We start from the raw sequence: 24,349 nt of genomic DNA on the forward strand, positions 1-24,349 counted from the left end.
GTCATCCTATCCAAGTCGGGCTGCTGACAGTGCTACGCGCGCGAGCTGCTCCCGTTCAGCGGCTCCGTACATGACTGTTGGAGCCACCGTGACCGAAATGCCCATGGCGCGCAAGCCCTCGGCGTCGGCCGCATCGGATTCGTCGATGATCAGGTGATCGAGCAGCCCCGCATAGTGCGCGGCAATCGCGGCGTTGCTGTTCTCGCGGCCGAGTTCGCCGAGCAGCTTGCCCAGCGGCCCCTTGAGCGACTGCCCGCCGACCAGCGGCGAGACCGCGATGAAGGGCACCTTGCGCGCCGCCAGGGCATCGCGCACGCCGTCGACCGCGAGGATCGGATCGACGCTGAGGAACGGGTTCGACGGGCAGAGGATCACCGCGGCAAGATCGGGCCGCGCCAGCGCCTCGGCCAGCCCCGGCGACATCGCCGCGCCCGGCGTCCCGTCGAAGCGGATCGCCCTTGCCGCGGGACGGCATTGCTCGCGCACGAAATAGTGCTGGAAGTCGAGCCAACCGTCCTCGGTCTCGACCTGGGTACGCACCGGCGCGTCGCTCATCGGCACGACGCGCGGCCCGATGCCGAGCGCCTGCGTCAGCCGCGCGGTGACTTCGGACAGGCTCTCGCCCGCGCGCAGCCGCCACGAGCGCGCCAGGTGCATCGCCATGTCGCGATCGCCGAGGTTGAACCAGCTCTCCTCGCCCAGCGCGCCGAGCCGTTCCATCGTCCGCCAGGACTCGTCGACCACGCCCCAGCCGCGGACGGTGTCGTTGAGCCCGGCCAGCGCATAGGTCACCGAGTCGATGTCGGGGCAGATCGTCAGGCCCAGGTGTTCGAAATCGTCACCGGTGTTGACCGCGATGGTCAGGTCCTCGGGCGGCAGCACCGCCGCGAGACCCGCCGCCAGCTTGGCACCGCCGACGCCGCCCGAAAGCGCGAGTATGTGTCCGCTCATCGAAACATATCCTGTTCCACCGGGCGCAGACCTGCGGTCGTCCCCGGCCCATCCTCGGTCGATACCCAGCGCCCCACGCCGCGCACCAGCGCCGCGGGCGTGCCCTCGGCGCCCTCGCCCATGGCCAGCACCGCCGCTCCCGCGACAGCGTCGGCGACGGCGATCATCGTCGCCTGCAAGGTCCTTCCGAACAGGTCTTCATCCGCGCCGCGGCGATCGTCGACCACGCAGAGCCCCGCGCAGCCGATCGCCGTGCCCAACGTGCCGATCCGCCAGGCGCGGCCCATCGAGTCGGCGATCACCACGGCCGGTGTCGCGCCCGTCAGGTCGCGCAGCTCGGCGCGGATCTCGCGGGCACTGGCGTCGGGATCGACGGGCCAGAGCAGCACCGTATCGTCCTCCCCGCCCTCGACGTTGGAGGCGTCGATACCGGCATTGGCCAGCACGTGCCCGGTCTTGTGGCGCGCGATGATCGCGGCGGGATGCGCGCGCATGATCTCGCTCGACTGGTCGAGGATGAGTTGGACGGCGGCGGCGTCACGCTGGGTTTCTCCGGCGATGCGCACGGCCTCTGCGCCCGCCACCACCTCCTTCAACCGCGCCGTGCGACCCTCGCTCTTGGACACGATCTTCTGCGCCACCACGACCACGTCGCCGTCGCGCAGCGCATCCCCTTCGCGTGCCATCGCTGCGGCGATTTCACGCGCGACGCAAGTTCCGGTAGAGAACAGCGGCATGCCGTGCAAAGGCGTGACCGTCAGCGATCGGGACGCCTCGTTCTGTTCGCTCACAGGAAAAATCCTTCGCAATTTCGTTTTTATGGCTTGGCCTTCCCTGCCGCTATCGGCATGAGCCCCTGCAAGCAACGACAGAATCCGGAGAGTTCACATGGCAACCATCGCGGTCATCGGCGGCACGGGCCACCTCGGCAAGGGCATCGCCCGCCGTCTCGCCAAGGCGGGACACGACGTTACCATCGGTTCGCGCGCGGCGGATAAGGCCGAAGGCATCGCCGCCGAGATGGGTCTCGGCACCAAGGGCGCGTCGAACGACGACGCGGCGCAGGGCAAGGACGTGGTCATCGTCACCGTGCCCTACGAGAACCAAGAAGCCACGCTCAAGCAGATCAAGGACAAGGTCGGCTCGGCGATCGTGGTGGACACGACCGTGCCGCTGGTCCCGCCCAAGGTCATGCGCGTGCAGCTTCCGGCCGCGGGCAGCGCCGCGGCGGAAGCGCGCGAACACCTCGGTCCCGGCGTCCGGTTCGTCACCGCCTTCCACAACGTCGCGGCGCACATCCTCGACACCGACGCGAAGGTCGATTGCGACGTGCTGGTGTTCAGCGACGACATCGAAGCGCGCAATACCGTCGTCGGCCTGGTCAACGACATGGACCTGCGCGGGCTTTCGGGCGGCGCGCTGGTCAATTCGGCCGCGGCAGAGGCGATCACTTCGCTGCTGATCTACATGAACAAGACCTACAAGGCCGACGGCGCGGGCATCCGCTTCACCGGCCTGACCACGGCCCCCGCGCTTCCATAGGATGTCGGTCTGGGCGATCATTCCGCTCAGGGCCACGCCGGAAAGCAAGAGCCGGCTGGCCGGCGTGCTCGACGAGACCGCGCGCGCGGAGCTGGTCGACGCGATGCTCACGCGCGTGCTCGACGCGGCGCGCGGTGCACGCAATGTCGAGGAAGTGCGGCTGATCGGATCGGCGCGCACGATCCTCGATGACGTGATGATCATGGTCGACCCCGGCCAGGGGCTCAACGCCGCTGCCGCCGCTGCATTGGCGGCGGCCGATGGCCGCGCTTCACGGCTGATCGTGATCCACGGCGACCTGCCACTGGTGACCGCGCGCGATCTCGAATTGCTCGCCGCCGCGCCCGAAGGTGAGATCGCGATTGCCCCCGACCGCCACGGTACCGGTACCAACGCGATTTCCTTGCCCCTGCCCGCGGCAAGGGGCTTTTCATTCGCCTTCGGGACTGACAGCTTTGCCCTGCACAACGCCGAAGCGGGGCGGATGGGCCTGAGGATCAGCGAGATACACAGTCCGGGGCTATCCCGCGACGTGGACGAGCCCGAAGACCTGTCCGATGCGGCGGACTTGCTAAAACCGGCAAGCTAGAAAAGAGGATACGGGAAACATGGATGCCAGCGCGATAGACCTTTCCGGCCAGGTGGCCTTCGTCACCGGCGGCGGCGGCGGCATCGGCCGCGCGATCGCGCTGTGCATGGCCGACATGGGTGCCAACGTCGCCGTAATCGACAACGTGCCCGAGCGCTGCGAGGAAGTCGCCGCGCGGGTCCGCGAGCGCGGCCGCGAGGTTCTGACCTTCCCTTACAACGTCATGGAAACCGACAAAGTCGCCGAGGCCGTAGCCGAAACCGGTGCCAAGTTCGGCCGACTCGACATTCTGGTGAACAATGCCGGCGGCGTCGCACGGCGGCACTTCAAGGACCTCCAGGAGAAGAACTGGCGCCGCCACATCGACCTCAACCTGGTCAGCAACCTGGCTGCCACTTCGGCCGCAATCCCGATCATGATCGAAGGCAAGCGCGGCGGCTCGATCATCAACGTGTCCAGCATCGAAGGTTCGCGCGCGGCACCCGGCTACGCGGTCTATGCGGCCTGCAAGGCGGGCATCAACAACCTGACGCGCACGCTCGCACTCGAACTCGCCGAATACGGCATCCGTGTTAACACCATCGCGCCCGACATCACGATCACCCCGGGCATCCGCGGCAATTTCACCGGCCCGGTCGACGAGTCCAAGTGGTACGTCCCCGGACCGAGCGCCGAAGCCTCGGTCGCCGCGCGTGTGCCCGCGGGCCGCGCCGGCATCGACACCGAATGCGGCATGGCCGCGGTCTTCCTCGCTTCGAAGATGGCCAGCTACGTCACGGGCACGATCCTGCCCGTGGACGGCGGCTCCTGGGCCTCGAGCGGCTGGGTTCGCAACAGCCAGCAGGACTGGATCCTGCCGCCCGAAGTCACCGATTAATTTTCAGATATCTTTAGGACTTAAACAATGACCTTCACACTCAGCGTAACCCTTCCCTTCGACCACATCCAGCACGGCGACGAGTTCGTGTCGATGGCGGCGGTCCACGAATGCTCCAAGGCGGCCGAGGACGCCGGCTTCTGGTCGGGCACGGTCACCGATCACCCGGTGCCGTCCTACCGCTGGCTCGACAACGGCGGCCACTATGCGCAGGATCCCTTCGTCATGCTGTCGATGGTCGCGGCCGTGACCACCAGGCTGCGGCTCCAGACCAACATCGTCGTCCTGCCCTACCGCAACCCGTTCATCACAGCGCGCGCGGTCTCCTCGCTCGACGCTTTCTCGAACGGTCGCGTGATCCTGGGTCTCGGCGCGGGCTATCTGAAGCCCGAATACAAGGCGCTCGGCGTCGACTTCGACAGCCGCAACGACCTGATGGACGAATACATGCGCGCAATGAAGCTCGCCTGGACCGGCGAGGACTTCTCGTTCGAGGGCACCGGCTACACCGCCGTCGGCAATCGTGTGCTGCCGACCCCCGTACAGACGCCGCACCCGCCGCTGCTCGTCGGCGGCAATTCGAAGCGCGCGCTGCGCCGCACCGTCGAGCTCGGTGACGCCTGGCACCCGTTCATCGTCCCCAAGATGGTGACAGACACGGCACGCACCGCGAGCATCGACGGCGACGACGACATCATCGAAGCGATCGAATACATGAAGGTGCATAGCGAGAAGGTCGGCCGCGCCGTACCGCCGCCGGTGATCGCTTCGAGCACGTTCCAGATCAAGCCGGGCTTCAACGCGCAGGAGGCGATCGACCACTACGCGCACATGAAGTCGATCGGCGTTCAGGGCTCGGGCGCGAGCGTGCTCGCCACGAGCCGCAGCGAATGGTGCGACCTCGCTCGCCAGTTCGGCGAAGAGGTGATCAGCAAGGTCGACTGACGATGGCATGAGTCAACAGGGACCGGTTCATCAAGGACCGGCCCATTCAGGGAAGGAAGCCCGCGATGATCGAGGCGGAACGGACGGCGCTCCAGGAATGGAAGGCGCATTGGCCATTGATCGTCGCGGGGCTCGTCGGCTTCTCGTTCTATTCGATGGTCACCTATTCGCTCGGCACCTTCATGGAGCCACTCGAAAAAGCCTTCGGTTGGAGCCGCGCAGAGATCTCCGTGGGGCTGACGATCTTCGGCCTCACCGCCACCTTCGTCGGTCCACCCATGGGCGCGGTGCTCGATCGCATCGGCTCGCGCCGGATCGCGCTCTACGGCCTGATCCTTTCCGGCGCCACCTTCTCGCTGTTCAGCCTCGCCGATGGTTCGCTGACGCAGTGGTTCGGACTTTGGCTCGTGTTTTCGCTCTGCTCGGTAGCAATCAAGTCGACGGTCTGGAGCGCAGGCACCTCGAGCGTGTTCTCGACCAGCCGCGGCCTCGCGCTCGCGGCCGTGTTGAGCGGCTCCGCTCTGGGGCAGGTGTTCGCCCCCCTCATCGCCAACGCCCTGATCCAGAGCCAGGGCTGGAGCGAGGCCTACCTCTACATCGGCTTGGGTTGGGCGGGCCTAGGCGCGCTGCTGGTGGCGCTGTTTTTCCACGATGCCCACGCGCTGGGCCAACGCCAGGCGGCCGCCGCCAAGGGCGGTGACGGTCGCCTGCCTGGGCTCACGATCGCTGAAGCCTGCCGCGATTCTCGCGTGATCCGCATCGCCCTTGCCAACCTGCTGATGGCTTTCGCCGGCGCCGGGGTCACCGTGCATCTCGTGCCACTCCTCACCGAAACCGGCATGACCCGCGGCCAGGCTGTCGAGATCGCCGCCAGCGCCGGCGTGGCGGGTCTCGTCGGCAAGTTCCTGGCCGGCTGGCTGCTGGACCGTTTCCAGGGCAGCCTGGTCCCCGTCGGCAGCTTCGCGATCGGCGGCTTGGGCTATTTCCTGCTGCTCGACACCTTCGGCACGCGCGGCGAACTCCTGCTCGGCACGCTCTGCCTCGGTTTTGCCGGCGGCGCGGGGCTGCAAGTCAGCACCTATCTGATCTCGCGCTATGCCGGGCTCCGGAACTTCGGAGCGATCTTCGGCACGATCGCCAGCGCCATGATGGCGGGCACCTCGTTCGGCCCGCTGCTTGCCGGTGCCATCCACGATGCCACAGGCAGCTACACTGGCCTGTTGTGGACCGCCGCGCCGGTCATGTTCGTCTGTGCAATGCTGTTTGCCGGTCTCGGCCCCTACCCGCGGTTCACCGCACCAACGTCGCCGGATGACCTTTCCGCCCAACCCGCACCCGCGGAATAGATGCGTCTTTTCGCTAAACCGGCGCAGCACCAAAGCTCTTGCCTGCGACGACGCGGCGCGCAATGAGGTGGCCGTGAACCACGTCGACCGCGAAAAGACCCTGCGCAACTTCTCGAGCGAGCTCAACCGTCAGACGCCAGAGCGTCCGGCGAAGCCCGACGGCGCGGATTTTTCGGCCGGCGAGGTCGCCTTCCTGGCAGAGGGGCTGGCGTTCGGCCAACGTGCTTTGCGTGCAGCCACGGCCAAGGTCACCGAGCGCTACAATCTCGGCCCGCGCGGCGCCTGGATTCTCAACGTCGTTTCGAACGGGGTCACCTATCCGCTCGAACTGGCTTCGGTGTTCTGCGTCGGCCGCAGCCTCATCACGGCCGAGCTCGTCCGCCTGACCGATGCCGGACTGATCGAATCGCGGCCGGGGAAGGACGATCGCCGCAAGACCGAGCTGACGCTGACCCCGCTGGGCCAGCAGGCGAGTGGAGAGGTCCGCGCGGAATTCTCCGCGATCGTTCACCGTCGCCTGCCGGGCTTCGACGCGACCGAACTGCGCATCGCTGCCGAAGTGCTGCGCGCGCTGGCGCGCGAGCCCGAGTGGCCCGAATGATACAGGCTGCGGTCCGAACACGGTTACTCCGCCGCTAAGGCCATCGCTTCATTCCGCCCCAACCACGTAAGTCTATCGACTGTCGTGGGACTACGTCGGGGCCAAGGGAATGGAGGGAAAGACCATGAGCCTGATGAAAGCACTCGTGCCCAGTACGATACTGACCCTGTTCGTCGCCGCACTCGTCGGAGCCTCGGGATCCGGTGCGGCCCGCTCGAGCTTCCTGGCCCTGGAAAACGCGAACCTCGCCGGTTATCCGGTCTTCTGGTCCTGGCCGTTCTTCCTGAGCGTGATGGCGATCAACTGCCTGCTCGTCACGCGCATGGCCAAGGCCAGCCGCGGCTAGGCACCGCTTGGCCGAAGCTTCACGAGCGGCTAGACTATCGATCGCAAGGCCTGAGGGAGGCACGAATGTCGCTGATCAAAGCGCTGCTCTTGGGCGGCATCCTGACCTTTGTCGTATCAACCGTGATCCACAGCGGCGGTTCGACCGGCGGCTTCCTGAAAATTCACGAACTCGCGATCGCTGGGCAAGCCTTCGAATGGTCCTGGCCGCTGTTCATTGCCGCGACCGGCCTTGCCTGGGGCATCATGCTGATGATGCGCTGAGGCGCCGAGCGCCTTTCAGGCCCGCGCCGCAGCAATCGCCTCGTGAAAAGCACGCACGGCAGCGGCCTCCTCGCCGTTCCACACCGCACCCGACACCGCCAGGAAATCGGCGCCGGCCTGGACCAGTGGCGCGCAGTTGGCCGGCGTGATCCCGCCGATCGCAACGCAAGGGATCTCGAACACCGCCTGCCACCAGGTTAGCGTCTCGAGTTCGGCACGGTGTTCGGTCTGCTTGGTCGTGGTTTCGAAGAAGGCGCCGAAAGCGACGTAGTCGGCGCCGGCCTCGCCCGCTTCCATCGCGAGATGGCGGCTGGCATGGCAGGTCACGCCGATCTGCGCGTCGCGGCCCAAGCGCTCGCGCGCGTCGGCGACGTCGCCGTCCTCCTGCCCCAGATGCACGCCGTCGGCACCCAGGCGCTTGGCCAAGCCGATCGAATCGTTGACGATGAAGGCCACCTCGCGATCGTCGCAGATGCGCTGCAGCGGCTCTGCCAGCAGGGCGGCGGCATGATCATCGATCCCCTTCACGCGAAACTGGAACGCCGCCACCTTGCCCGCATCGAGCGCGCGCGCCAGCCGATCGGGAAAGGCACCGCCGACGTCGAGCGGCGAGATCAGATAGAGCTTCGAGGCGGGGCGTTTGTCGTCTGCGGGTTCGATCATCCCGCGCTCATAATGTCGCTGTCGCGCTTGCGCCAGTGTGAAGCCATTCGGGAAATGTTCAGGCGATCTGGCGTTGAAACGCGCACATGAGAAAAGCCGCCGCCCTGTTCGCCCCTCTGCTCCTCACCGCTTCGCTGGCTGATGCCGCGCCGCCCGCGTCCGACCGCGCGCTCGCCCGGCTCGGCGAGACCGTACGCGTGCACGGCCTGCGCGTGACGCCGCTGCGCGTGATCGAGGATAGCCGCTGCCCGCAGAACGCGCGCTGCATCTGGGCCGGGCGCGTGCGGATTTCGGCGCGGGTGGCCGGCACGGTGCGTGAGCTGACCTTGGGTGAGCCGCTGGCGGTGCGCGGCGGGGCGATCCAGCTCAGCGCCGTGGTGCCCGAGCGGACGACGCCACAGCGCGCGATCGCGCCGCGTGCCTATCGCTTCGGCTTCGAGTTCCAGCGCGGCCGTCCCGCGCTGGAACTGATTGGCGACTAGGCGCTGACGGCAGCGCCGGTCTTTTCGGTCGAGCCCTTGTAGATCTCGTCGATCGCGCCGCCCAACGAGGCGTTGAACTGGTCGTCGCTCATCTGCGAACGCAGGTCCTCGAGCAGCGCGCGGCTGAAGCTGGCGATGATGCCACGGTTCTTAGCCAGCTCGGCGCAGGCCTCGGGACGCTGGTAGCCGCCCGACAGCGCGACGACGCGCAGCACGCGCGGATGATCGACCAGGCTGTCGTACTTGCCCGGCTCGACCGGCAGCGACAGCTTGAGCATGACCTTGGCCTCGCCCGGCATGGCCGAAAGCTGCTTGGTCAGTTCGTCGAGCAGGATCGCATCGCACTCGGCGCGCGTATCGCTCTTGATGTTGATCTCGGGCTCGAGCATCGGCACGAGGCCGCCGGCGAGCACCTGCAGGCCGATCTCGATCTGCTGCGCGACGATCGCGGCGATGCCTTCGCGGTTCGCCGAGTTGATCACCGAACGTTCCTTGGTGCCATAGACCCCCAGCGCCTTCGACTTGGCGAGCAGCGCGTCGAGCTCGGGCATCGGCTTCATCAGCTGGACGCCGTTGGCTTCGTCCTCGAGACCCTTGTCGATCTTGATGAAGGGGATGATGCCCTTTTCGATCAGCGCCTGCGGCACCGGCTGACCGCCAGCCTGGCCGTCCATCGTGCGCTCGAACAGGATCGCGCCGAGCACTTTCTCGCCGGTGAAGACGGGCGAGGTGATGATGCGACTGCGCATGTCATGGATCAGGCCGAACATCTCCTCTTCGGTGCTCCAGGCGCCTTCCTCAATGCCATAGCCCTTGAGCGCCTTGGGGGTCGAGCCACCCGATTGGTCGAGGGCGGCGATGAAGCCTTTGCCGGCGGCGATCTTGGCGGTCATCTCGGAGGTGTTCATCGTGTCAAATCCCCAGGTTTCGTGCGTTTCCGAATGAGCGGTTGGTTATCGGTGCGAGGGCTTCCCCGCAATATTCGAGCGGTGATCAGCGCTGCAGCGCGGCCACGCCGGGAAGTTCGCGGCCTTCCATCCATTCAAGGAAGGCGCCGCCGGCGGTCGAGATATAGCTGAAGTCGTTGGCCACGCCCGCATGGTGCAGCGCCGCGACGGTGTCGCCACCGCCCGCGACCGAGGTCAGCACGCCCTCCTTGGTCAGCGCCGCCGCGGTCTTGGCGAGCGCGACGGTGGCGGCGTCGAATGGCACGGTCTCGAATGCACCGAGCGGCCCGTTCCAGACGAGCGTGCGGCAGGTCTTGAGCGCGTCCCCCAGCGCCTCGACCGCGGTCGGGCCGAGGTCGAGGATCATCTCGTCGGCCGCGACCTCGTGGACGTTGGCCGTACGCAAGGACGCTGGATTGGCCGCGAATTCCTTCGAGACAACCACCTCGTAAGGCAGATGGATCGTGCAATTGGCCTTGTCGGCCGCGTCCATGATCTCCTCGGCGGTGCCGGTCAGATCGTGCTCGCAGAGCGACTTGCCGACATCGACCCCGCGCGCGGCGAGGAAGGTGTTGGCCATGCCGCCGCCGATGATCAGGTGATCGACCTGGCCGACGAGGTGCTTGAGCACGTCGAGCTTCGACGAGACCTTGGCGCCGCCGACCACGGCCGCGACCGGGCGCGTGGGATTGCCCAACGCCTTTTCGAGCGCTTCGAGCTCGGCCTGCATCGAGCGCCCGGCATAGGCAGGCAGCACGTGGGCCAGGCCCTCGGTCGTGGCGTGCGCACGGTGCGCGGCCGAGAAGGCGTCGTTGACGTAGAAATCGCCGTTGGCGGCGATCGCCTTGGCGAGTTCGGGGTCGTTCTTTTCCTCGCCTTGCCAGAAGCGCGTGTTCTCGAGGATCGCGATGTCACCGGCGCGCAGGATGCCGATCGACTGCTTGACGACATCGCCGAAGATTTCGGGCACGAACATGACTTCGCGGCCGAGCGTCGCCTGGACCGCGCCGACCACCATCGACAGCGACTGGGTCGAGACACGCTCGCCCTTGGGCCGACCGAAATGCGCGAGCAGCAGGACCTTGGCGCCCTTATCGGCCAGTTCGAGAATCGTCGGCAGCGCCGCGCGGATGCGCGTGTCGTCGGTGACCGAACCGTCCTGCATCGGCAGGTTGAGGTCGACACGCACGAGCGCGACCTTGCCGGTCACGTCACCCAGATCGTCAAGCGTCTTGAAAGCGGTCATTCCTCGATCCTCACTTCGTCGCCAATGGCGATGTCGCCGTCGGTCACCACCCGGCCGCAGACCCCGCCGCGCCAATCCGGCATCAGCGTCGCCTTGAGGCCGGGAAGCAACGCGTCCATGCGCTCGCAGGGCTCGGTCTCTACCGTGGTCTCGATCCGCAGCGTCGCGCCGATGGCAATGATCTTGCCGGGTTCACGCGGCAGGCGCAGCCCTTCGACCAACAGGTTGGCACGACGATCGGACCAGGGCGGCCCCTCGCCCGGTGCGAGGCCCAGATCGGCCAGCGCCGCGGCCCAGCTCTCGGCTTCGATCAGCGAGACCTGGCGCTTGCGGGTCTTCTTCGTCGCGGCCATCGCCCCACGGAAATCGCCGTGGACGCCTTCGGCCGCCGTGACGGAAACGTGGCCGATCGTCTCGATAGGACCCTGCGACCTAGCGTGTCGCGCAATCCCTCCGAGGCGACCGGCCGTCATGTCACAGGAACTTGGCGATCGCGCCAGCCGTGTCGATCATGCGGTTCGAGAAGCCCCACTCGTTGTCGTACCACGACAGCACGCGCACGAGCTTGCCGTCGATGACCGAGGTTTCGAGGCTGTCGATCGTCGAGCTGTGCGAATCGTGGTTGAAGTCGATCGAGACCAGCGGCTCGTCGGTATAGCCGAGGATACCCTTGAGCGGGCCTTCGGCCGCCGCCTTGAGCAGTGCGTTGACTTCGTCCTTGGTCGTGTCGCGGCTCGGCGTGAAGGTCAGGTCGACGACCGAGACGTTCGGGGTCGGCACGCGGATCGACGAACCGTCGAGCTTGCCCTTGAGCTCGGGCAGAACCAGGCCGACCGCGGCGGCGGCGCCGGTGCTCGTCGGGATCATGTTCATCGCGGCGGCGCGAGCGCGACGCGGATCGTCATGGATCTGGTCGAGGATCTTCTGGTCGTTGGTATAGGCGTGGATCGTGGTCATCAGACCGCGCTCGATACCGATCGCCTCGTGCAGGACCTTGGCGAAGGGCGCGAGGCAGTTGGTGGTGCACGACGCGTTCGAGATGATCGTGTGCTCGGCGGTGATCTTGTCGTGGTTGACGCCGAAGACAACGGTCAGGTCGACTTCCTTGGCGGGCGCCGAGATCAGCACCTTCTTGGCGCCGGCATCGAGATGCTTCTGGCCGCCGGCCTTGTTGGTGAAGAAGCCCGTGCACTCGAGCGCGATGTCCACGCCGTTGGCCTTGTGCGGCAGATTGGCGGGATCGCGCTCGGCCGTGACCTGGATGCGCTTGCCGTTGATGATCAGATCGTTGCCGTCGACTTCGACCGTGCCCGAGAACGGACCGTGGACGGAATCGCGCTGGAACAGGCGGGCGTTGGCTTTCGCATCGGCGAGATCGTTGATCGAGACCAGCTCGAGATCATGGTCGGTCCGTTCGAGGATAGCGCGGGCCACATTGCGCCCGATACGTCCGAAACCGTTGATCGCAACTTTCGTCGCCATATGAAAAACTCCTCCTAAGTGCCCGATCTGATTAGCTACCGAGCTTAGCCTTGATTTGCGGAACGATCGCTTCGACCGAGAAGCCGAAGTGCGGGAACAGCACTTCCGCCGGCGCCGAGGCACCGAAGGTGTCGATGCCGATGGTGATGCCATCGGAGCCGACGATGCGTTCCCAGCCGAGCGTGACGCCGGCTTCGATCGATACCTTCAGAACGTCCCCCGGCAGCAGCGTCGCCTTGTAACCCGCGTCCTGCGCCAGGAAGCGCGACATGGACGGCATGGACACGACGTCTGCACCAATTCCCTCGGCCTCGAGAGCCTCGCGCACCTTGACCGCCAGTTCGACTTCCGAACCGGTGGCAACGAGCACCACCTTGCGCGCGGCTTCGGCGCCGCGCAGCAGATAGCCGCCTTTCGCACTTTGCAAACCACCTTCGGTGCGCAATTGCGGCAGGTTCTGCCGGGTTAGCGCCAGAACGGAGGGCTTGTCGGCGTTCTCGAGCGCCAGTTGCCAGCATTCGGCCGTCTCGATGACGTCCGCCGGGCGGAAGACCTCGAGATTCGGGATGAGACGCATCGACATGACGTGCTCGATCGGCTGGTGAGTCGGACCGTCTTCGCCGAGGCCGATCGAATCGTGCGTCAGCACGTAGATCACCCGCGCGTGCTGGAGCGCCGAGAGGCGGATCGCGTTGCGGCAGTAGTCGGAGAAGACCAGGAAGGTGCCACCATAGGGAATGATCCCGCCGTGCAGCGCCATGCCGTTCATCGCCGCCGCCATGCCGAACTCGCGGATGCCGTAATAGACATAGCGGCCCGAGTAGTCGTCGGCGGTCAGCGGGCCGGTGGCCTTGGCCTTGGTGTTGTTCGAGCCGGTGAGATCGGCCGAGCCGCCGATCATCTCGGGGATCGCCGGGGTCAGGATCTCGAGCGCGAGTTCACTGGCCTTGCGCGTAGCGACCTTCTGCGACTGGCCGAGCCAGGCCTTGAAGGCTTCGGCGGCGGCTTCGCCCGAAGGCAGCTCACCAGACATGCGCCGAACGAATTCCTTGCCTTCTTCATTGCTTGCGAGACGATTTTCCCAAGCTGCGCGAGCTTCCGCACCCTTGGCCCCGAGCGAACGCCAGTCGGCGGCGATGTTCTCGGGGATCTCAAAGGCCGGCGAGGTCCAGCCGATGGCAGCGCGCGTCGCGACGATCTCGTCGGCGCCGAGAGGGCTGCCGTGGACCGAGTGACTGCCCTGCTTATTGGGCGCGCCCTTGCCGATGACGGTGCGGCAGGCGATCAGCGAGGGGCGGCCATCGGCCACGGCCGCGGCAATCGCGCGCTCGATGTCGGCAAAGTTATGGCCGTCGCACTCTTCGGTGTGCCAGCCCGAAGCGCGGTAGCGCGCGGGGATGTCTTCGCTGGTCGACAGGCTGGTATCGCCGTCGATGGTGATGCGGTTGTCGTCCCACAGCACGATCATGCGACCGAGCTTGAGGTGACCCGCAAGGCCGATCGCCTCGTGGTTGATGCCTTCCATCAGGCAGCCGTCGCCGGCGATCACCCAGGTACGGTGATCGACGAGGTCGTCGCCGAAGGTGGCGTTGAGGTGACGCTCGGCGAGCGCCATGCCCACGGCCATGGCCAGGCCTTGGCCCAGCGGACCCGTGGTGCATTCGACGCCGTCGAGCAGGAAGTTCTCGGGATGACCGGCACAAGGGCTGGTGATCTGGCGGAAGTCGCGGATGTCCTCGATCGTCGGCCGGGCGTAGCCGGTGAGGTTCAGCAGCGAGTAGATCAGCATCGAGCCGTGGCCCGCCGACAGCACGAAGCGGTCGCGGTCGGCCCACTTGGGCGCAGCGGGATCGAACTTGAGGAACTTGCTGTAAAGGACCGTAGCGACGTCGGCCATGCCCATCGGCATGCCGGGGTGTCCGCTGTTGGCCGCTTGGACCGCGTCCATCGAGAGGGCACGGATGGCGTTTGCCATGGGCCCCAGGCGGGCGGGATCAAGGCTCATCTGGAAAATGCTCCCGAGGTCGGCAGGAGGCGCCGATTCGATGGGGGCTTCCTTTAGGGTGAGGGGGCGCCCCGTCAAGCGCCCTGCCCCCATAAGGAAGCCGCGAATATGTACCGATAATGACGATTTGACGTCACCACCATGGCGCACAACACTTTGCAGCGGCGCGATTTTGCGCTAGCGCTGGGGCATGGAAGGGGCATCCATCGAAAAAGCATTGGGACGGATAGAAGCAGCCTTGAGCCGTATCGAGCGGGCTGCATCACTGCCACCCAAGGCCGATCACGAACTTGCGACGCGGCATGAACGCCTGCGCGAGGCTGTTACACTGTCGCTGCATCAGCTCGACACGCTGCTTGCGGGTCAAAGGCCATGAGCAACGTCAAGCTGGAGATCGGCGGACGCCATTTCACCGTCGCCTGCGCCGAGGGGGAGGAAGACCACGTCACTGGTCTGGGCGAAATGATCGCTACCAAGATCGCGACGATGGGTGACGTCACCGGCCAGAGCGAAAGCCGTATGCTGCTGTTCGCCGCTCTGCTCCTCGCCGACGAGCTTCATGACGCCAACTCGCGTACGGGTGGCGCGAATCCGCAGCCGGGCCTGTCACCGGCGAGCGCACAAAAGCTCGACTCAATTGCCGAGCGACTGGAAAATCTCGCCTCCAGGCTTGAGGGCTAGCCCCGCAACCCCTAGATAGGCTCTCGACGGGATCTGCCCGGCACGAGCCGTTCGAACATCCCTGAGGCTATAAGCAAATCCTTGGGGGCTGTCCCTGGTTGGACCACTCTGTTTCCATTGGGGTCTGACACACATGGTCCCCACCTGACGTGAACGCGTCAGTGGATTTCTCGGCAACGACCCATGGTGGGCCCGTCACCCTCCCCCCACACGTTTCAAGGATACAGCGTGGACGAGAAGCACAAGCTCCGCGCGCGGATGCGCGACCTGCGCCGCAAGCACGTCGCCGCCCTGCCCGATGCGACGCGCGCGCTGCTGTTCCTGCGCCCGCCGCGTCCGCTGGCCGATCTCGCGCCCGAGGGCAGCGTGGTCGGGCTCTATCACGCCAATGCCAACGAGGCACCGACGCGCGGCTATGCCAGGTGGCTCTACGAGAACGGCCGCCAGATCGCCCTGCCCCGCTTCACCGCACGCGGCGATGCCATGGCCTTTCACCTCTGGCGCGATCCGTTCGAGGACAGCGACCTCGAAGAAGGCCCCTATCGCCACCTTCAGCCCGCAGCCGATGCCGATCCGGCCGTACCCGACCTCGTCATCGTGCCGCTGCTCGCCTTCACCGCACAGGGCGGACGGCTCGGCCAGGGCGGCGGCCACTACGACCGCTGGCTCGCTGCCCACCCCGAAACGCTCGCCGTGGGCCTCGGCTGGGACAGCCAACTCGTCGACCATTTGCCGATGGAGGATCACGACCAGCCCTTGCGCGCGGTCGTCACGCCGACGCGGCTCTACGAAAGCGAATCCTGATGCCTCCGAAGATCCGTGGCAATCGTCGCGAGCCGACCTGGCGAATCCCCGTCGGCATTCTCGGCCTGGTCGTGGGACTCGGCATCTACGCCCTCGTCATCGCGATCTATCTCGCGCCGGTGATCGCCGGCTGGCATGCTCTGATCCAGGCGCCGATCTATCTCGTACTCGGCGTCATCTGGCTGCTGCCCCTCGGACGCTTCCTGATCTGGATGGAAACTGGCCGCTGGAGCGCGCCGCGCCAATAGCCACATTGCCCCCTGCGCCGAGTTAAAGGCCGCGTGGACGGCACGCCACGGACGCGCGCTGCTGGCAATCGGGCAGCGCCGTAGCGAGGTTCTCGATGTCGTGAAATTCCCAAGTGGCGCGAGTGACGGGGCTCGAACCCGCGACCTCCGGCGTGACAGGCCGGCACTCTAACCAACTGAGCTACACCCGCGCAGCCACTTGGGAGGCCGCGAACTAGGCGAGAGTTCCGGGGCTGTCAACACGGTTGGAAAGAGATTTTTTGCAAGCCCGTGACAGCCAGGGATTTGGCCCGTTTCCGGCAGGATTCCACGGCCTGGACATGGTCAAGGCGGCGTTAACCATTCCTTTGGTTTGCGCGAAGATACTGCCCTCGATGGTCCACCGTGGACCGAACAGGGGGAATACCGTGAAGTTCTATGCCTGGGTCGGATATGCCCTGACCGGACTTTCGATCACGTTGCCGGCCACCACCTCGGCCCAGTCGAACGCAGCCGGGCCGACCGTGGCCACCGACAGCGCCGTCTTCGTCGAGCGCGTCGATGGCGGCACCACGCGGAGCCTCGAACCGGCAAGCCGCCTCAACCGCGGCGACCGGGTCGTGACGATCGTGAACTGGTACCGCATGGGCGGCGACGGCGGCTTCACCATCACCAATCCGCTCCCGCAGGCCATCGCCTATCAGGCGAGCGCGCGGGACGATCAGGAGGTCTCGGTCGACAATGGCCGCACCTGGGGCCAGCTCGGCATGCTGCGAGTCGGACAGCGCCTGGCCACGCCCGAAGACGTCACCCACATGCGCTGGCGCGTGCCGGCGACCCAGGCCCAGCGCGGCCGCGGTCAGATCGCCTACAGCGGCATCGTGCGCTAACCGGCCAGCATCATCAGGGGCGCCTCGATCCGTCGCTTGAGCGCCTGGATGAAACTCGCAGCGTCCCACCCGTCGACGACGCGGTGGTCGCAGCTGATCGAAACGTTCATCAGCTTGCGCTTCTCGATGCGTTCGCCGCCCTGCCCGTCGGAGACGTAGACCGGCCGTTCGACGATCTTGTTCGGGCCGATGATCGCCACTTCGGGCCGGTTGATAACCGGCGTCGTGGCGATGCCGCCCAGCGGTCCCAGCGAGGTCACGGTCAGAGTCGAACCCGAGAGCTCTTCCGACTTGGCCGTGCCTTCGCGAGCCGCTTCGGCCAGCCGCGCGATCTCGGCGGCCAGTGCCCACAGCGTCAGATTCTGCGCATTGCGGATGACCGGAACCATCAGCCCGGCGGGCGTCTGCGCAGCCATGCCGAGATGCACCGAATCGTAGCGCGTGACGACATTGGCCTCCTCGTCGTAGCGCGCGTTGATCATCGGGAACTCAGGCAGGGTGCGGCAGATCGCGGTGATCAGAAACGGCAGCAAGGTCAGCTTCGGCTTGTCGCCGCGCTGGTCGTTGAACTCGCCGCGCCAGCGTTCGAGCTCGGTGACGTCGCATTCGTCGACATAGGTGAAGTGCGGGATATGGCGCTTCGAAGCGGCCATGTTTTCGGCGATGCGGCGGCGCAGGCCGATGACCTTGATCTGCTCGCCGGCACCGTCAATCTGCTGCTCGGGCGCGCGTTTGGCCTCGGGCTTGGCGGCTGGCGCATCCTTGGCGGGAGCAACCGGCTTTTGCGCGAGCAAATGAGCGTCGAGATGCTCGTGCCGGACCACGCCGTCGAGCCCGCCCGTTACCGCAGCCAGGTCCACGCCCAGCGAGCGCGCACGGGCGCGCACGGCCGGCGAGGCCAAGGCCTTGCCGCCGGCGCTGCGGACGACCGGTGGCGGCACAGGCTTGCTCGGCCGCAACGGTGCGCTTTCGTTCTCCAGCCGCGACGCTGCGCGCTCGACATCTTCGGCATCGGGTGTTTCCGCCGCAATCCGCTCTCGGACCTCCTCGGCATCGGGACCGGGCGCCTCGTAGGAGCCGCCTTCGGTCTCGATCACCACCAACGGCGAACCGATCGCAACCGTCGCGCCGACCTCGCCCGCGATCTCGCGGACCACGCCGGTGACCGGGCTTTCCATCTCGACCGTGGCCTTGTCGGTCATCATGTCCGCGATCGGCGAATCTTCCTCGATCCGATCGCCGACCTTGACGTGCCAGGCGACGATCTCGGCCTCGGCGATGCCTTCGCCGATGTCGGGCAGGCGGAAGACGAAACGCCCCTTCCCGCTGGCGGCGGGTGCTTCGACAGGCTCGGCACGAGCGGGTGCGGAGTTCACGGCGGGTTTTGCTTTCGGCTCAGGCTCAGCCGCCGGTGCCGGCTCCGCATAGGCCTCGCCGCCCTCGGTCTCGATCACCACCAGCGGCGAACCGATCGCGACCGTATCGCCGACCTCGCCCGCGACCTCGCGGACCACGCCGGTGACAGGGCTTTCCATCTCGACCGTGGCCTTGTCGGTCATCATGTCGGCGATCGGCGAGTCTTCCTCGATCCGGTCGCCGACCTTGACGTGCCAGGCGACGATCTCGGCCTCGGCGATGCCCTCGCCGATGTCGGGCAGGCGGAAGGTGAAGGTGCCCATCGCCTCAGGCCCCCAGCAGGCGGTCGACCGCCTCGCCGATGCGGACGGGACCGGGGAAATAGGCCCATTCCAGGCTGTGCGGATAAGGCGTGTCGAAGCCCGTGACGCGCTCGACCGGCGCCTCGAGGTGGTAGAAGCAGCGCTCCTGCACCAGCGCAGACAGCTCGGCGCCGAAGCCGGAGGTCCGTGTCGCCTCGTGTATCACCAGGCAACGCCCCGTCTTCTTCACAGACTTTTCCACAGTCGCCATGTCGATCGGCACGAGCGTGCGCAGGTCGATGATTTCGGCATCGACGCCCTTCTCGGCCAGCACCGCCTCGGCGACGTGGATCATCGTGCCATAGGCGAGCACGGTCAGCGCCTCGCCCTCCTTCACGATCCGCGCCTTCCCCAAGGGAATCGAATAATAGCCCTCGGGCACGACCGAGCCCGGATGCTTGGCCCAGGGGCTCGCCGGCGTATCGTAATAGCCGTCGAAGGGGCCGTTGTAGATGCGCTTGGGCTCGAAGAAGATAACCGGGTCGTTGTCCTCGATCGCGGCGATCAGCAGGCCCTTGGCATCGTGCGGCGTGGCCGGGATCACGGTCTTGAGGCCCGCGACGTGGGTGAACAGCGCCTCGGGGCTCTGGCTGTGCGTCTGCCCGCCGAAGATGCCGCCGCCGAAAGGCGAGCGCACGGTGATCGGCGCGGTGAATTCGCCGGCCGAGCGATAGCGCAGCCGCGCCGCCTCGGACACGAGCTGATCGAGCCCCGGATAGATGTAGTCGGCAAATTGGATCTCGGGCACCGGGCGCAAGCCATAGGCGGCCATGCCGACGGCGGCGCCGATGATGCCGCATTCGCTGATCGGCGTGTCGAACACACGGGTCTTGCCGTATTTTGCCTGCAGCCCGGCCGTGGCGCGGAACACGCCGCCGAAATAGCCGACGTCCTCGCCGGTGATCACGACATTGGCGTCGCGCTCCATCATGATGTCGAGCGCGTCGTTGATCGCCTCGATCATGTTGAGGCGGCGGGTCGGCGCATCAGCCAGCGAGACGGGGGATTCCTCCTGGGTCATCATTCTTTCCAATCCGGCCACTTCACGCGCCGCTCGCGGATGGCCTGTTCGGCCTGCTCCTCGAGATGCCAGGGCAATTCCTCGAACACGTCCTCGAACATCGTCTTGAACGGATGGTGCAGGCCGTGGCCGAGGATGCCATTCTTCTCGGCCTCCTTCGACGCGGCCTTGACCTCTTCGGCGACTTCGCGATCCATCGTGGCCTGCTGCTCCTCGGACCACTCGCCCAGCGCGATCAGATGGCGCTTGAGCCGCGCGATCGGATCGCCGAGCGGCCATTCGACGCTTTCCTGTGCCGAGCGATACGAGCTCGGATCGTCCGAGGTCGAATGGCCCTCGGCACGATAGGTGAAGTGCTCGATCAGGGTCGGGCCCTTGTTGGCCCGCGCGCGGTCGGCCGCCCAGCGCACCGCGGCGAAGACCGCCAGTGCATCGTTGCCGTCGACGCGGATGCCCGCCATGCCATAGCCGATCGCGCGCGCAGCAAAGGTCGTGCGCTCGGCCCCGGCAATCCCGGAGAAGCTCGAGATCGCCCACTGGTTGTTGACGACGTTGAGCACGACCGGCGCGTTGTAGACCGTGGCGAAGGTCATCGCCGCGTGGAAATCGCCCTCGGCGGTCGAGCCCTCGCCGATGAAGCTCGTGGCGATGCGCGTGTCGCCCTTGATCGCCGAGGCCATCGCCCAGCCGACCGCCTGCGGATACTGCGTCGTCAGGTTGCCCGAGATCGAAAAGAAGCCGTATTCCTTCGCCGAATACATGATCGGCAGCTGGCGCCCCTTCAGCCGGTCGGCGCGGTTCGAGTAGATCTGGTTGACCATCTCGACCAGCGGATAGTTCCGCGCGACGAGGATGCCCTGCTGGCGATAGGAGGGGAACACCATGTCGTCGTCGGCCAGCGCGAAGGCCGCGGCGATCGCGATCGCCTCCTCGCCCGTGCACTTCATGTAGAAGCTGGTCTTGCCCTGGCGCTGGGCGCGATACATGCGATCGTCGAAGGCGCGGGTCAGCGCCATCGCGCGCAGCATGCGGCGCAGGGTCTCGGCGTCGAGACGCGGATCCCACGGGCCGACCGCCTTGTCGTCGTCGCCGAGTACGCGGACGAGATCGGTGCAGAGCGGATAGGTCTCTTCCGCGGCGCAGGTTTCGTCGGGACGCGGTTGGGCACCAGCGGGCGGGATCACCAGATCGGAATAGTCGACCGCGTCGCCGGGCCGGTACTTGGGCTCGGGCACGTGGAGCTCGAGCGGTGGCAGGTTGCCACGCTTCCGGCTCGGGGTCTTGGGCACTTTGGCCATTCTCTCGCTCTCTCCCGCCTGTGCAATAGGTTGCGCAAGATCGAAGCAAAGTTTTACAAGTACGTTATATTATTTCAATTGCGATTTCCCGCGCCCGTACGCAACAATGCTTTGCTTCAGACCGCCACAGGCGCCGAAATGTGCGCTTGCGGGGTGTAATCGACGACGGTGAAGTCCTCGATGCGATAGTCGAAGATCGATTCCGGCCGGCGCGCGATTTCGAGCCGTGGTGCGCCCGAAGGGGTGCGGCCGAGCTGTTCCTCCACGAGCGCGGCATGGTTGAGATAGAGATGCACGTCTCCCCCAACCCACACGAGCTCGCCCGGTTCCAGCCCCGCCTGCTGCGCGAACATCCGCACAAGCAGCGCCGCCGACCAGATGTTGAAGGCGAAGCCGAGGCCGAGATCGCACGAGCGTTGGTAGAGCAGGCCGGAAAGCTTGCCGTCGGCGACGTGGAACTGGTAGGTCTTGTGGCAGGGCGGCAGCGCCATCGCGTTCAGTTCGGCGACGTTCCAGCCCTCGACGATGTGACGGCGGCTGCCCGGATTGTCCCGCAGGCTCGCGACGACCTCTGCCACCTGGTTCACGCCCTTGGGGCGCTTTCGGAAGAGCCCTTCGTGGCCCTCGATGGCAACGGGCTCGTAGACCGCCCAGTCGACCCACTGCTTGCCATAGACCGGACCGAGATCGCCCCATGCCTGCGCGAAGGCCTCGTCGGCGACCACGCGTTTGGAAAAGTCCTCGCGGCTGATCTCGGTGCCGGTTTCGCGCCGGTACCGATCGAGCGGCCAATCGGTCCAGATTTCCACGCCCTGCGCGCAGAGCGAACGGATGTTGGTGTCGCCCGTGAGGAACCACAACATCTCGCGCGTCGCGGTCTTCCAGAACACGCGCTTGGTCGAGAGCAGCGGCATGCGGTTGTCCGCCAAGTCGAAGCGCAGCTCGGCCCCCAGGATCGAGCGCGTGCCCACGCCGGTGCGGTCGACGCGCTCGTCACCGTGCTCCCAGATCCGCCGCATCAGATCGAGATACTGCCATTCCCAATGGGTCCGGTCCGATGAAGCGCCAAGAGAATCGGTGTCTATCGCAGTGCTCGCCATGTCCGGACCCTAGCCGCGCCGACCCGCCAGCGGAAGCCGGAGAGCCCGAGGGTTAACGCGAACTTGCCGGCCACCTCGTAACCATCCCGGACGCGCGCGACAAAGCTCCGGCAAGCCCCTGGGTGTTATGGCAAACGCGATGTTTACCACGAAATCGGGCGCAGGCTTTCCGGCGGCACGATGGGCGCTTGGCGCCCAGGCCGCGGTCGTGCCTGCGATTCTCGTGTTCTGCCAGAGCCCTGCCCCCGGCGAAGCCGCGCTCTATCTTCCGCTGCATGCCGCTTCGCAGGCCCAATCCGTCGCCTGGACTCGCAACCATGGCGGCCGGCTGCTGGGCCGTGGGCCGCTGCCCGGCTCCTTGCTGATCCAGGCCGAAGCCTCGGGCCTCGCGCTGGCCGCGGCCGCCGATGGCGCGCTGCTGCTGTCCGTTCCGAACCCGCTATGCGGCGCCTCCGCGCCGTCCGACAAACCCGTCTATCGTTGAGACCGTGGAATGCATGAGCTGAACCAACTGCGCCGCACGGGCGCCTATGGCCTGACCGCCGCCTGCTGGATCTTCGTCCTCGGCCTCGCCGCCGGCGGGGTCCACCTCGGTCGCTGGCTGCCGCTGGTCGCGGCCATAGCAGTGTCGATCGTACCGACGCTCCTGGCCCGGCAGGACCGGGGCACGGGTGCTTCGCGACTCGCTTTCGGTGTGACCCTGCCGCTCTATCCGGCGCTGCTGCTCTGGCAGTGGACCGGCGAGCCATGGATGCTCGACTTCCATATGGTCTTCTTCGTCACCATCGCGATGCTGACCGTCCTCGCCGACTGGCGCGCGATCGTGCTCGGCGCCGGGGTGACCGCGGTCCACCACCTGCTGACCAACTTCGTCGCACCCAGCCTGGTCTTCCCGGGCGGTGCCGATCTCGAACGCGTGATCCTGCACGCCGTGGTCGTCGTCGCCGAAACGGCGGTGCTGGTCATGGTCGCGAGCCAGGTAGAGAAGCTCGTCATCGGCCAGGCCTCGGCCCATGCCGAAACCAACCGCCTCGAAGCCGAGACCGGCGCGGAACGCAGCCGCGCCGCGGCCGAACAGCGCCAGGTGATCGACAGCATCGGCGGCGGCCTCAAGGGCCTCGCCCAAGGCGATCTCGCCGCGCGGCTCGATTCGCGCTTTCCCGAAAGCTACGAGGACCTGCGCGCCTCGTTCAACGCCGCCGCCGCCGATCTCAACCGCATGGTCCGTGCGGTCAGCGATTCGGCCGGTGCGATCGACGTCGGCTCGACCGAGATCCGCAGCGCCTCCGCCGATCTCGCCCAGCGTACCGAGCAGCAGGCCGCCACTCTGGAAGCCACGGCCTCGGCGCTCGACCGGATCACCGGCACGGTCCAGGACAGCGCGCGCAGCGCCGTCGATCTCCAGGCGACGGTGCGCCGCACGCGCGACGATGCGGTCCAGGGCGGCAGCGTCGCCGAGCGCACCGTTGCGGCGATGACCCAGATCGAGACCTCGGCGCAGGAGATCAGCCAGATCATCGCGGTGATCGACGGCATCGCCTTCCAGACCAACCTGCTCGCGCTCAACGCCGGCGTAGAAGCCGCACGCGCGGGCGAGGCCGGCAAGGGCTTCGCCGTGGTCGCCGGCGAGGTCCGCGCGCTCGCGCAGCGCTCGGCCGAGGCGGCCAGCAACATCAAGACGCTGATCGAGGCTTCGGCCGCGCAGGTCGCGCAGGGCGTCGCCCTCGTCGGAGAATCGGGCCAGTCGCTGCGCGCGATCGTCGAGGACATCGGCCAGATCGGCGATGCGATCGAGCGGATCGCAGTGAGCTCGCAGGAACAGGCGGGCGAACTGCTCAAGGTCAATGCCCGCACCAAGCAGCTCGATCTCAACACCCAGCAGAACGCAGCGATGGTCGAACAGACCACGGCCGCGGCGCGCACCCTGTCGAACGAGGCGGCGAATCTCGCCGAACTCGTCACGCGCTTCCAAACATCGACGAGCGAGGCCAGCGCACGCGCCATACCCCAGGGAAGCCTGCGCGCGGCGGCGTGAGCCGGAACTTTTACTGGCGTAGCAGATGCCCCTTGCCACCCCGGGTTCGTCTGACTATAGGCCCGCTCCTGCCTCACGGACGCCTGCTTCGGCACGGCGTTACGCGAACGGTCGGGGAATAGCTCAGCCTGGTAGAGCACTGTCTTCGGGAGGCAGGGGCCGGAGGTTCGAATCCTCTTTCCCCGACCACTTCACTGCCTTGAATATCGGCGGATTCCCTTTGTTTTCAGGGATCCGCCCGGTCCCGGCAACAAGGGCTGCACCTCGGGCGGCCGGGAGCGCCCAGTGCC

At 66.6% G+C, this 24,349-nt stretch carries 28 protein-coding genes, 2 tRNA genes and 1 pseudogene; 17 read left to right on the plus strand and 14 right to left on the minus strand.

All coding sequences use genetic code 11. The annotated features are described in order from the left end of the window. Positions 1-6: 6 nt before the first annotated feature. A complete protein-coding gene (gene cofD / locus WG901_RS06825) occupies positions 7-951 on the minus strand; it encodes a 2-phospho-L-lactate transferase (protein WP_339586256.1) in 945 nt (314 codons plus the stop codon). Next, positions 948-1,742, minus strand: coding sequence for a coenzyme F420-0:L-glutamate ligase (gene cofE, locus WG901_RS06830; RefSeq protein ID WP_339586257.1), 795 nt, complete (start codon positions 1,740-1,742; stop codon positions 948-950). Before cofE ends, cofD begins: the two co-directional genes overlap by 4 nt. 97 nt (positions 1,743-1,839) lie before the next feature. On the opposite strand from cofE, the gene npdG reads away from it, so the two are divergent. The 8 genes from npdG to WG901_RS06870 all read left to right on the plus strand — a co-directional run bounded on the left by npdG (position 1,840) and on the right by WG901_RS06870 (position 7,460). Continuing rightward, the gene (gene npdG, locus WG901_RS06835; RefSeq protein WP_339586258.1) at positions 1,840-2,493 is read left to right on the plus strand and encodes an NADPH-dependent F420 reductase; all 654 of its coding nucleotides are present in this window, start codon (positions 1,840-1,842) and stop codon (positions 2,491-2,493) included. Between the two features lies 1 nt (position 2,494). Continuing rightward, positions 2,495-3,082, plus strand: a complete 588-nt coding sequence (gene cofC, locus WG901_RS06840; RefSeq protein WP_339586259.1) for a 2-phospho-L-lactate guanylyltransferase — start codon at positions 2,495-2,497, stop codon at positions 3,080-3,082. A gap of 19 nt (positions 3,083-3,101) precedes the next feature. Then, a complete protein-coding gene (locus WG901_RS06845) occupies positions 3,102-3,959 on the plus strand; it encodes an SDR family NAD(P)-dependent oxidoreductase (RefSeq protein WP_339586260.1) in 858 nt (285 codons plus the stop codon). Between the two features lie 27 nt (positions 3,960-3,986). Beyond that, positions 3,987-4,904, plus strand: a complete 918-nt coding sequence (locus WG901_RS06850; protein WP_339586261.1) for an LLM class F420-dependent oxidoreductase — start codon at positions 3,987-3,989, stop codon at positions 4,902-4,904. 65 nt (positions 4,905-4,969) lie between these two features. Beyond that, positions 4,970-6,250: an MFS transporter gene (locus WG901_RS06855; RefSeq protein ID WP_339586262.1), complete on the plus strand. Its 1,281-nt coding sequence runs from the start codon at positions 4,970-4,972 to the stop codon at positions 6,248-6,250. A 73-nt stretch (positions 6,251-6,323) separates the two neighbouring features. Then, positions 6,324-6,851, plus strand: a complete 528-nt coding sequence (locus tag WG901_RS06860) for a MarR family winged helix-turn-helix transcriptional regulator (RefSeq protein ID WP_339586263.1) — start codon at positions 6,324-6,326, stop codon at positions 6,849-6,851. Positions 6,852-6,975: 124 nt separating this feature from the next. Further along, positions 6,976-7,197 (plus strand): hypothetical protein, encoded by a 222-nt coding sequence (locus tag WG901_RS06865; protein WP_339586264.1) that lies wholly within the window; start codon positions 6,976-6,978, stop codon positions 7,195-7,197. A 65-nt stretch (positions 7,198-7,262) separates the two neighbouring features. Continuing rightward, positions 7,263-7,460, plus strand: a complete 198-nt coding sequence (locus WG901_RS06870) for a hypothetical protein (RefSeq protein WP_339586265.1) — start codon at positions 7,263-7,265, stop codon at positions 7,458-7,460. 15 nt (positions 7,461-7,475) lie between these two features. On the opposite strand, the gene thiE is transcribed toward WG901_RS06870, so the two are convergent. Beyond that, positions 7,476-8,123, minus strand: a complete 648-nt coding sequence (gene thiE, locus WG901_RS06875; protein ID WP_339586266.1) for a thiamine phosphate synthase — start codon at positions 8,121-8,123, stop codon at positions 7,476-7,478. An 86-nt stretch (positions 8,124-8,209) separates the two neighbouring features. Here thiE and WG901_RS06880 point away from each other — a divergent pair, with 86 nt between their 5' ends. After that, entirely contained in the window at positions 8,210-8,605 is a 396-nt protein-coding gene (locus tag WG901_RS06880; protein WP_339586267.1) for a hypothetical protein, read from the plus strand. Here the strand turns inward: WG901_RS06880 and WG901_RS06885 are convergent. The 5 genes from WG901_RS06885 to tkt all read right to left on the minus strand — a co-directional run bounded on the left by WG901_RS06885 (position 8,602) and on the right by tkt (position 14,285). Beyond that, positions 8,602-9,513: a fructose bisphosphate aldolase gene (locus WG901_RS06885; RefSeq protein WP_339586268.1), complete on the minus strand. Its 912-nt coding sequence runs from the start codon at positions 9,511-9,513 to the stop codon at positions 8,602-8,604. The genes WG901_RS06880 and WG901_RS06885 overlap by 4 nt on opposite strands. 85 nt (positions 9,514-9,598) lie before the next feature. Continuing rightward, positions 9,599-10,798 carry a phosphoglycerate kinase gene (locus tag WG901_RS06890; RefSeq protein ID WP_339586269.1) on the minus strand — a complete coding sequence of 400 codons (1,200 nt, stop codon included), beginning with the start codon at positions 10,796-10,798 and terminating at the stop codon, positions 9,599-9,601. After that, positions 10,795-11,271, minus strand: a complete 477-nt coding sequence (locus WG901_RS06895) for an MOSC domain-containing protein (protein WP_339586270.1) — start codon at positions 11,269-11,271, stop codon at positions 10,795-10,797. Before WG901_RS06895 ends, WG901_RS06890 begins: the two co-directional genes overlap by 4 nt. A 1-nt stretch (position 11,272) precedes the next feature. Further along, positions 11,273-12,280, minus strand: coding sequence for a type I glyceraldehyde-3-phosphate dehydrogenase (gene gap, locus WG901_RS06900; protein ID WP_339586271.1), 1,008 nt, complete (start codon positions 12,278-12,280; stop codon positions 11,273-11,275). Between the two features lie 31 nt (positions 12,281-12,311). Next, positions 12,312-14,285: a transketolase gene (tkt, locus tag WG901_RS06905; protein ID WP_339586272.1), complete on the minus strand. Its 1,974-nt coding sequence runs from the start codon at positions 14,283-14,285 to the stop codon at positions 12,312-12,314. Between the two features lie 190 nt (positions 14,286-14,475). Here tkt and WG901_RS06910 point away from each other — a divergent pair, with 190 nt between their 5' ends. The 4 genes from WG901_RS06910 to WG901_RS06925 all read left to right on the plus strand — a co-directional run bounded on the left by WG901_RS06910 (position 14,476) and on the right by WG901_RS06925 (position 16,018). After that, the gene (locus WG901_RS06910) at positions 14,476-14,661 is read left to right on the plus strand and encodes a hypothetical protein (protein ID WP_339586273.1); all 186 of its coding nucleotides are present in this window, start codon (positions 14,476-14,478) and stop codon (positions 14,659-14,661) included. Beyond that, positions 14,658-14,966, plus strand: coding sequence for a cell division protein ZapA (locus WG901_RS06915; RefSeq protein ID WP_339586274.1), 309 nt, complete (start codon positions 14,658-14,660; stop codon positions 14,964-14,966). Before WG901_RS06910 ends, WG901_RS06915 begins: the two co-directional genes overlap by 4 nt. Before the next feature lie 228 nt (positions 14,967-15,194). Then, positions 15,195-15,770 carry a 5-formyltetrahydrofolate cyclo-ligase gene (locus WG901_RS06920; protein ID WP_339586275.1) on the plus strand — a complete coding sequence of 192 codons (576 nt, stop codon included), beginning with the start codon at positions 15,195-15,197 and terminating at the stop codon, positions 15,768-15,770. Then, positions 15,770-16,018, plus strand: coding sequence for a DUF2842 domain-containing protein (locus WG901_RS06925; RefSeq protein ID WP_339586276.1), 249 nt, complete (start codon positions 15,770-15,772; stop codon positions 16,016-16,018). The genes WG901_RS06920 and WG901_RS06925 overlap by 1 nt, the downstream gene beginning before the upstream one ends. A 114-nt stretch (positions 16,019-16,132) precedes the next feature. Here the strand turns inward: WG901_RS06925 and WG901_RS06930 are convergent. Beyond that, positions 16,133-16,209, minus strand: a tRNA-Asp gene (locus WG901_RS06930). Between the two features lie 216 nt (positions 16,210-16,425). Between WG901_RS06930 and WG901_RS06935 the strand changes: the two genes are divergently transcribed. Continuing rightward, complete coding sequence (locus WG901_RS06935) at positions 16,426-16,887, plus strand: hypothetical protein (RefSeq protein WP_339586277.1); 462 nt, start codon at positions 16,426-16,428, stop codon at positions 16,885-16,887. Here the strand turns inward: WG901_RS06935 and WG901_RS06940 are convergent. From WG901_RS06940 to thyA, 5 genes and pseudogenes are all read right to left on the minus strand, one after another. Next, entirely contained in the window at positions 16,884-18,188 is a 1,305-nt protein-coding gene (locus WG901_RS06940; RefSeq protein WP_417602582.1) for a dihydrolipoamide acetyltransferase family protein, read from the minus strand. The genes WG901_RS06935 and WG901_RS06940 overlap by 4 nt on opposite strands. A 207-nt stretch (positions 18,189-18,395) precedes the next feature. Beyond that, positions 18,396-18,566, minus strand: a pseudogene (locus WG901_RS23780) (biotin/lipoyl-containing protein); the annotation flags it as partial. A 4-nt stretch (positions 18,567-18,570) separates the two neighbouring features. Beyond that, complete coding sequence (locus WG901_RS06945; RefSeq protein WP_339586279.1) at positions 18,571-19,626, minus strand: alpha-ketoacid dehydrogenase subunit beta; 1,056 nt, start codon at positions 19,624-19,626, stop codon at positions 18,571-18,573. Continuing rightward, positions 19,626-20,924: a 3-methyl-2-oxobutanoate dehydrogenase (2-methylpropanoyl-transferring) subunit alpha gene (locus WG901_RS06950; protein ID WP_339586280.1), complete on the minus strand. Its 1,299-nt coding sequence runs from the start codon at positions 20,922-20,924 to the stop codon at positions 19,626-19,628. The genes WG901_RS06945 and WG901_RS06950 overlap by 1 nt, the downstream gene beginning before the upstream one ends. A 116-nt stretch (positions 20,925-21,040) precedes the next feature. Next, entirely contained in the window at positions 21,041-22,024 is a 984-nt protein-coding gene (gene thyA, locus WG901_RS06955) for a thymidylate synthase (RefSeq protein WP_339586281.1), read from the minus strand. A gap of 139 nt (positions 22,025-22,163) precedes the next feature. On the opposite strand from thyA, the gene WG901_RS06960 reads away from it, so the two are divergent. The 3 genes from WG901_RS06960 (at position 22,164) to WG901_RS06970 (ending at position 24,248) form a co-directional block, all read left to right on the plus strand. Beyond that, complete coding sequence (locus tag WG901_RS06960; protein WP_339586282.1) at positions 22,164-22,508, plus strand: hypothetical protein; 345 nt, start codon at positions 22,164-22,166, stop codon at positions 22,506-22,508. 9 nt (positions 22,509-22,517) lie between these two features. Continuing rightward, positions 22,518-24,059 (plus strand): methyl-accepting chemotaxis protein, encoded by a 1,542-nt coding sequence (locus WG901_RS06965; protein ID WP_339586283.1) that lies wholly within the window; start codon positions 22,518-22,520, stop codon positions 24,057-24,059. A gap of 112 nt (positions 24,060-24,171) precedes the next feature. Further along, positions 24,172-24,248, plus strand: a tRNA-Pro gene (locus tag WG901_RS06970). Positions 24,249-24,349 lie beyond the last annotated feature (101 nt).

Origin of the sequence: Novosphingobium anseongense (genome assembly GCF_037482895.1) — a bacterium.
In the GTDB taxonomy this organism is placed as follows: Bacteria; Pseudomonadota; Alphaproteobacteria; order Sphingomonadales; family Sphingomonadaceae; genus Novosphingobium; species Novosphingobium anseongense.

Excerpts from the sequence above, each read along its gene's own strand:
- cofD (WP_339586256.1), bottom strand. The coding sequence starts at position 951 with ATGAGCGGACACATACTCGCGCTTTCGGGCGGCGTCGGCGGTGCCAAG.
- npdG (WP_339586258.1), top strand. The coding sequence starts at position 1,840 with ATGGCAACCATCGCGGTCATCGGCGGCACGGGCCACCTCGGCAAGGGC.
- cofC (WP_339586259.1), top strand. The coding sequence starts at position 2,495 with ATGTCGGTCTGGGCGATCATTCCGCTCAGGGCCACGCCGGAAAGCAAG.
- WG901_RS06845 (WP_339586260.1), top strand. The coding sequence starts at position 3,102 with ATGGATGCCAGCGCGATAGACCTTTCCGGCCAGGTGGCCTTCGTCACC.
- WG901_RS06850 (WP_339586261.1), top strand. The coding sequence starts at position 3,987 with ATGACCTTCACACTCAGCGTAACCCTTCCCTTCGACCACATCCAGCAC.
- WG901_RS06855 (WP_339586262.1), top strand. The coding sequence starts at position 4,970 with ATGATCGAGGCGGAACGGACGGCGCTCCAGGAATGGAAGGCGCATTGG.
- WG901_RS06865 (WP_339586264.1), top strand. The coding sequence starts at position 6,976 with ATGAGCCTGATGAAAGCACTCGTGCCCAGTACGATACTGACCCTGTTC.
- WG901_RS06870 (WP_339586265.1), top strand. The coding sequence starts at position 7,263 with ATGTCGCTGATCAAAGCGCTGCTCTTGGGCGGCATCCTGACCTTTGTC.
- thiE (WP_339586266.1), bottom strand. The coding sequence starts at position 8,123 with ATGATCGAACCCGCAGACGACAAACGCCCCGCCTCGAAGCTCTATCTG.
- WG901_RS06880 (WP_339586267.1), top strand. The coding sequence starts at position 8,210 with ATGAGAAAAGCCGCCGCCCTGTTCGCCCCTCTGCTCCTCACCGCTTCG.
- WG901_RS06885 (WP_339586268.1), bottom strand. The coding sequence starts at position 9,513 with ATGAACACCTCCGAGATGACCGCCAAGATCGCCGCCGGCAAAGGCTTC.
- WG901_RS06890 (WP_339586269.1), bottom strand. The coding sequence starts at position 10,798 with ATGACCGCTTTCAAGACGCTTGACGATCTGGGTGACGTGACCGGCAAG.
- WG901_RS06895 (WP_339586270.1), bottom strand. The coding sequence starts at position 11,271 with ATGACGGCCGGTCGCCTCGGAGGGATTGCGCGACACGCTAGGTCGCAG.
- gap (WP_339586271.1), bottom strand. The coding sequence starts at position 12,280 with ATGGCGACGAAAGTTGCGATCAACGGTTTCGGACGTATCGGGCGCAAT.
- tkt (WP_339586272.1), bottom strand. The coding sequence starts at position 14,285 with ATGAGCCTTGATCCCGCCCGCCTGGGGCCCATGGCAAACGCCATCCGT.
- WG901_RS06910 (WP_339586273.1), top strand. The coding sequence starts at position 14,476 with ATGGAAGGGGCATCCATCGAAAAAGCATTGGGACGGATAGAAGCAGCC.
- WG901_RS06915 (WP_339586274.1), top strand. The coding sequence starts at position 14,658 with ATGAGCAACGTCAAGCTGGAGATCGGCGGACGCCATTTCACCGTCGCC.
- WG901_RS06925 (WP_339586276.1), top strand. The coding sequence starts at position 15,770 with ATGCCTCCGAAGATCCGTGGCAATCGTCGCGAGCCGACCTGGCGAATC.
- WG901_RS06945 (WP_339586279.1), bottom strand. The coding sequence starts at position 19,626 with ATGACCCAGGAGGAATCCCCCGTCTCGCTGGCTGATGCGCCGACCCGC.
- WG901_RS06950 (WP_339586280.1), bottom strand. The coding sequence starts at position 20,924 with ATGGCCAAAGTGCCCAAGACCCCGAGCCGGAAGCGTGGCAACCTGCCA.
- thyA (WP_339586281.1), bottom strand. The coding sequence starts at position 22,024 with ATGGCGAGCACTGCGATAGACACCGATTCTCTTGGCGCTTCATCGGAC.
- WG901_RS06960 (WP_339586282.1), top strand. The coding sequence starts at position 22,164 with ATGTTTACCACGAAATCGGGCGCAGGCTTTCCGGCGGCACGATGGGCG.
- WG901_RS06965 (WP_339586283.1), top strand. The coding sequence starts at position 22,518 with ATGCATGAGCTGAACCAACTGCGCCGCACGGGCGCCTATGGCCTGACC.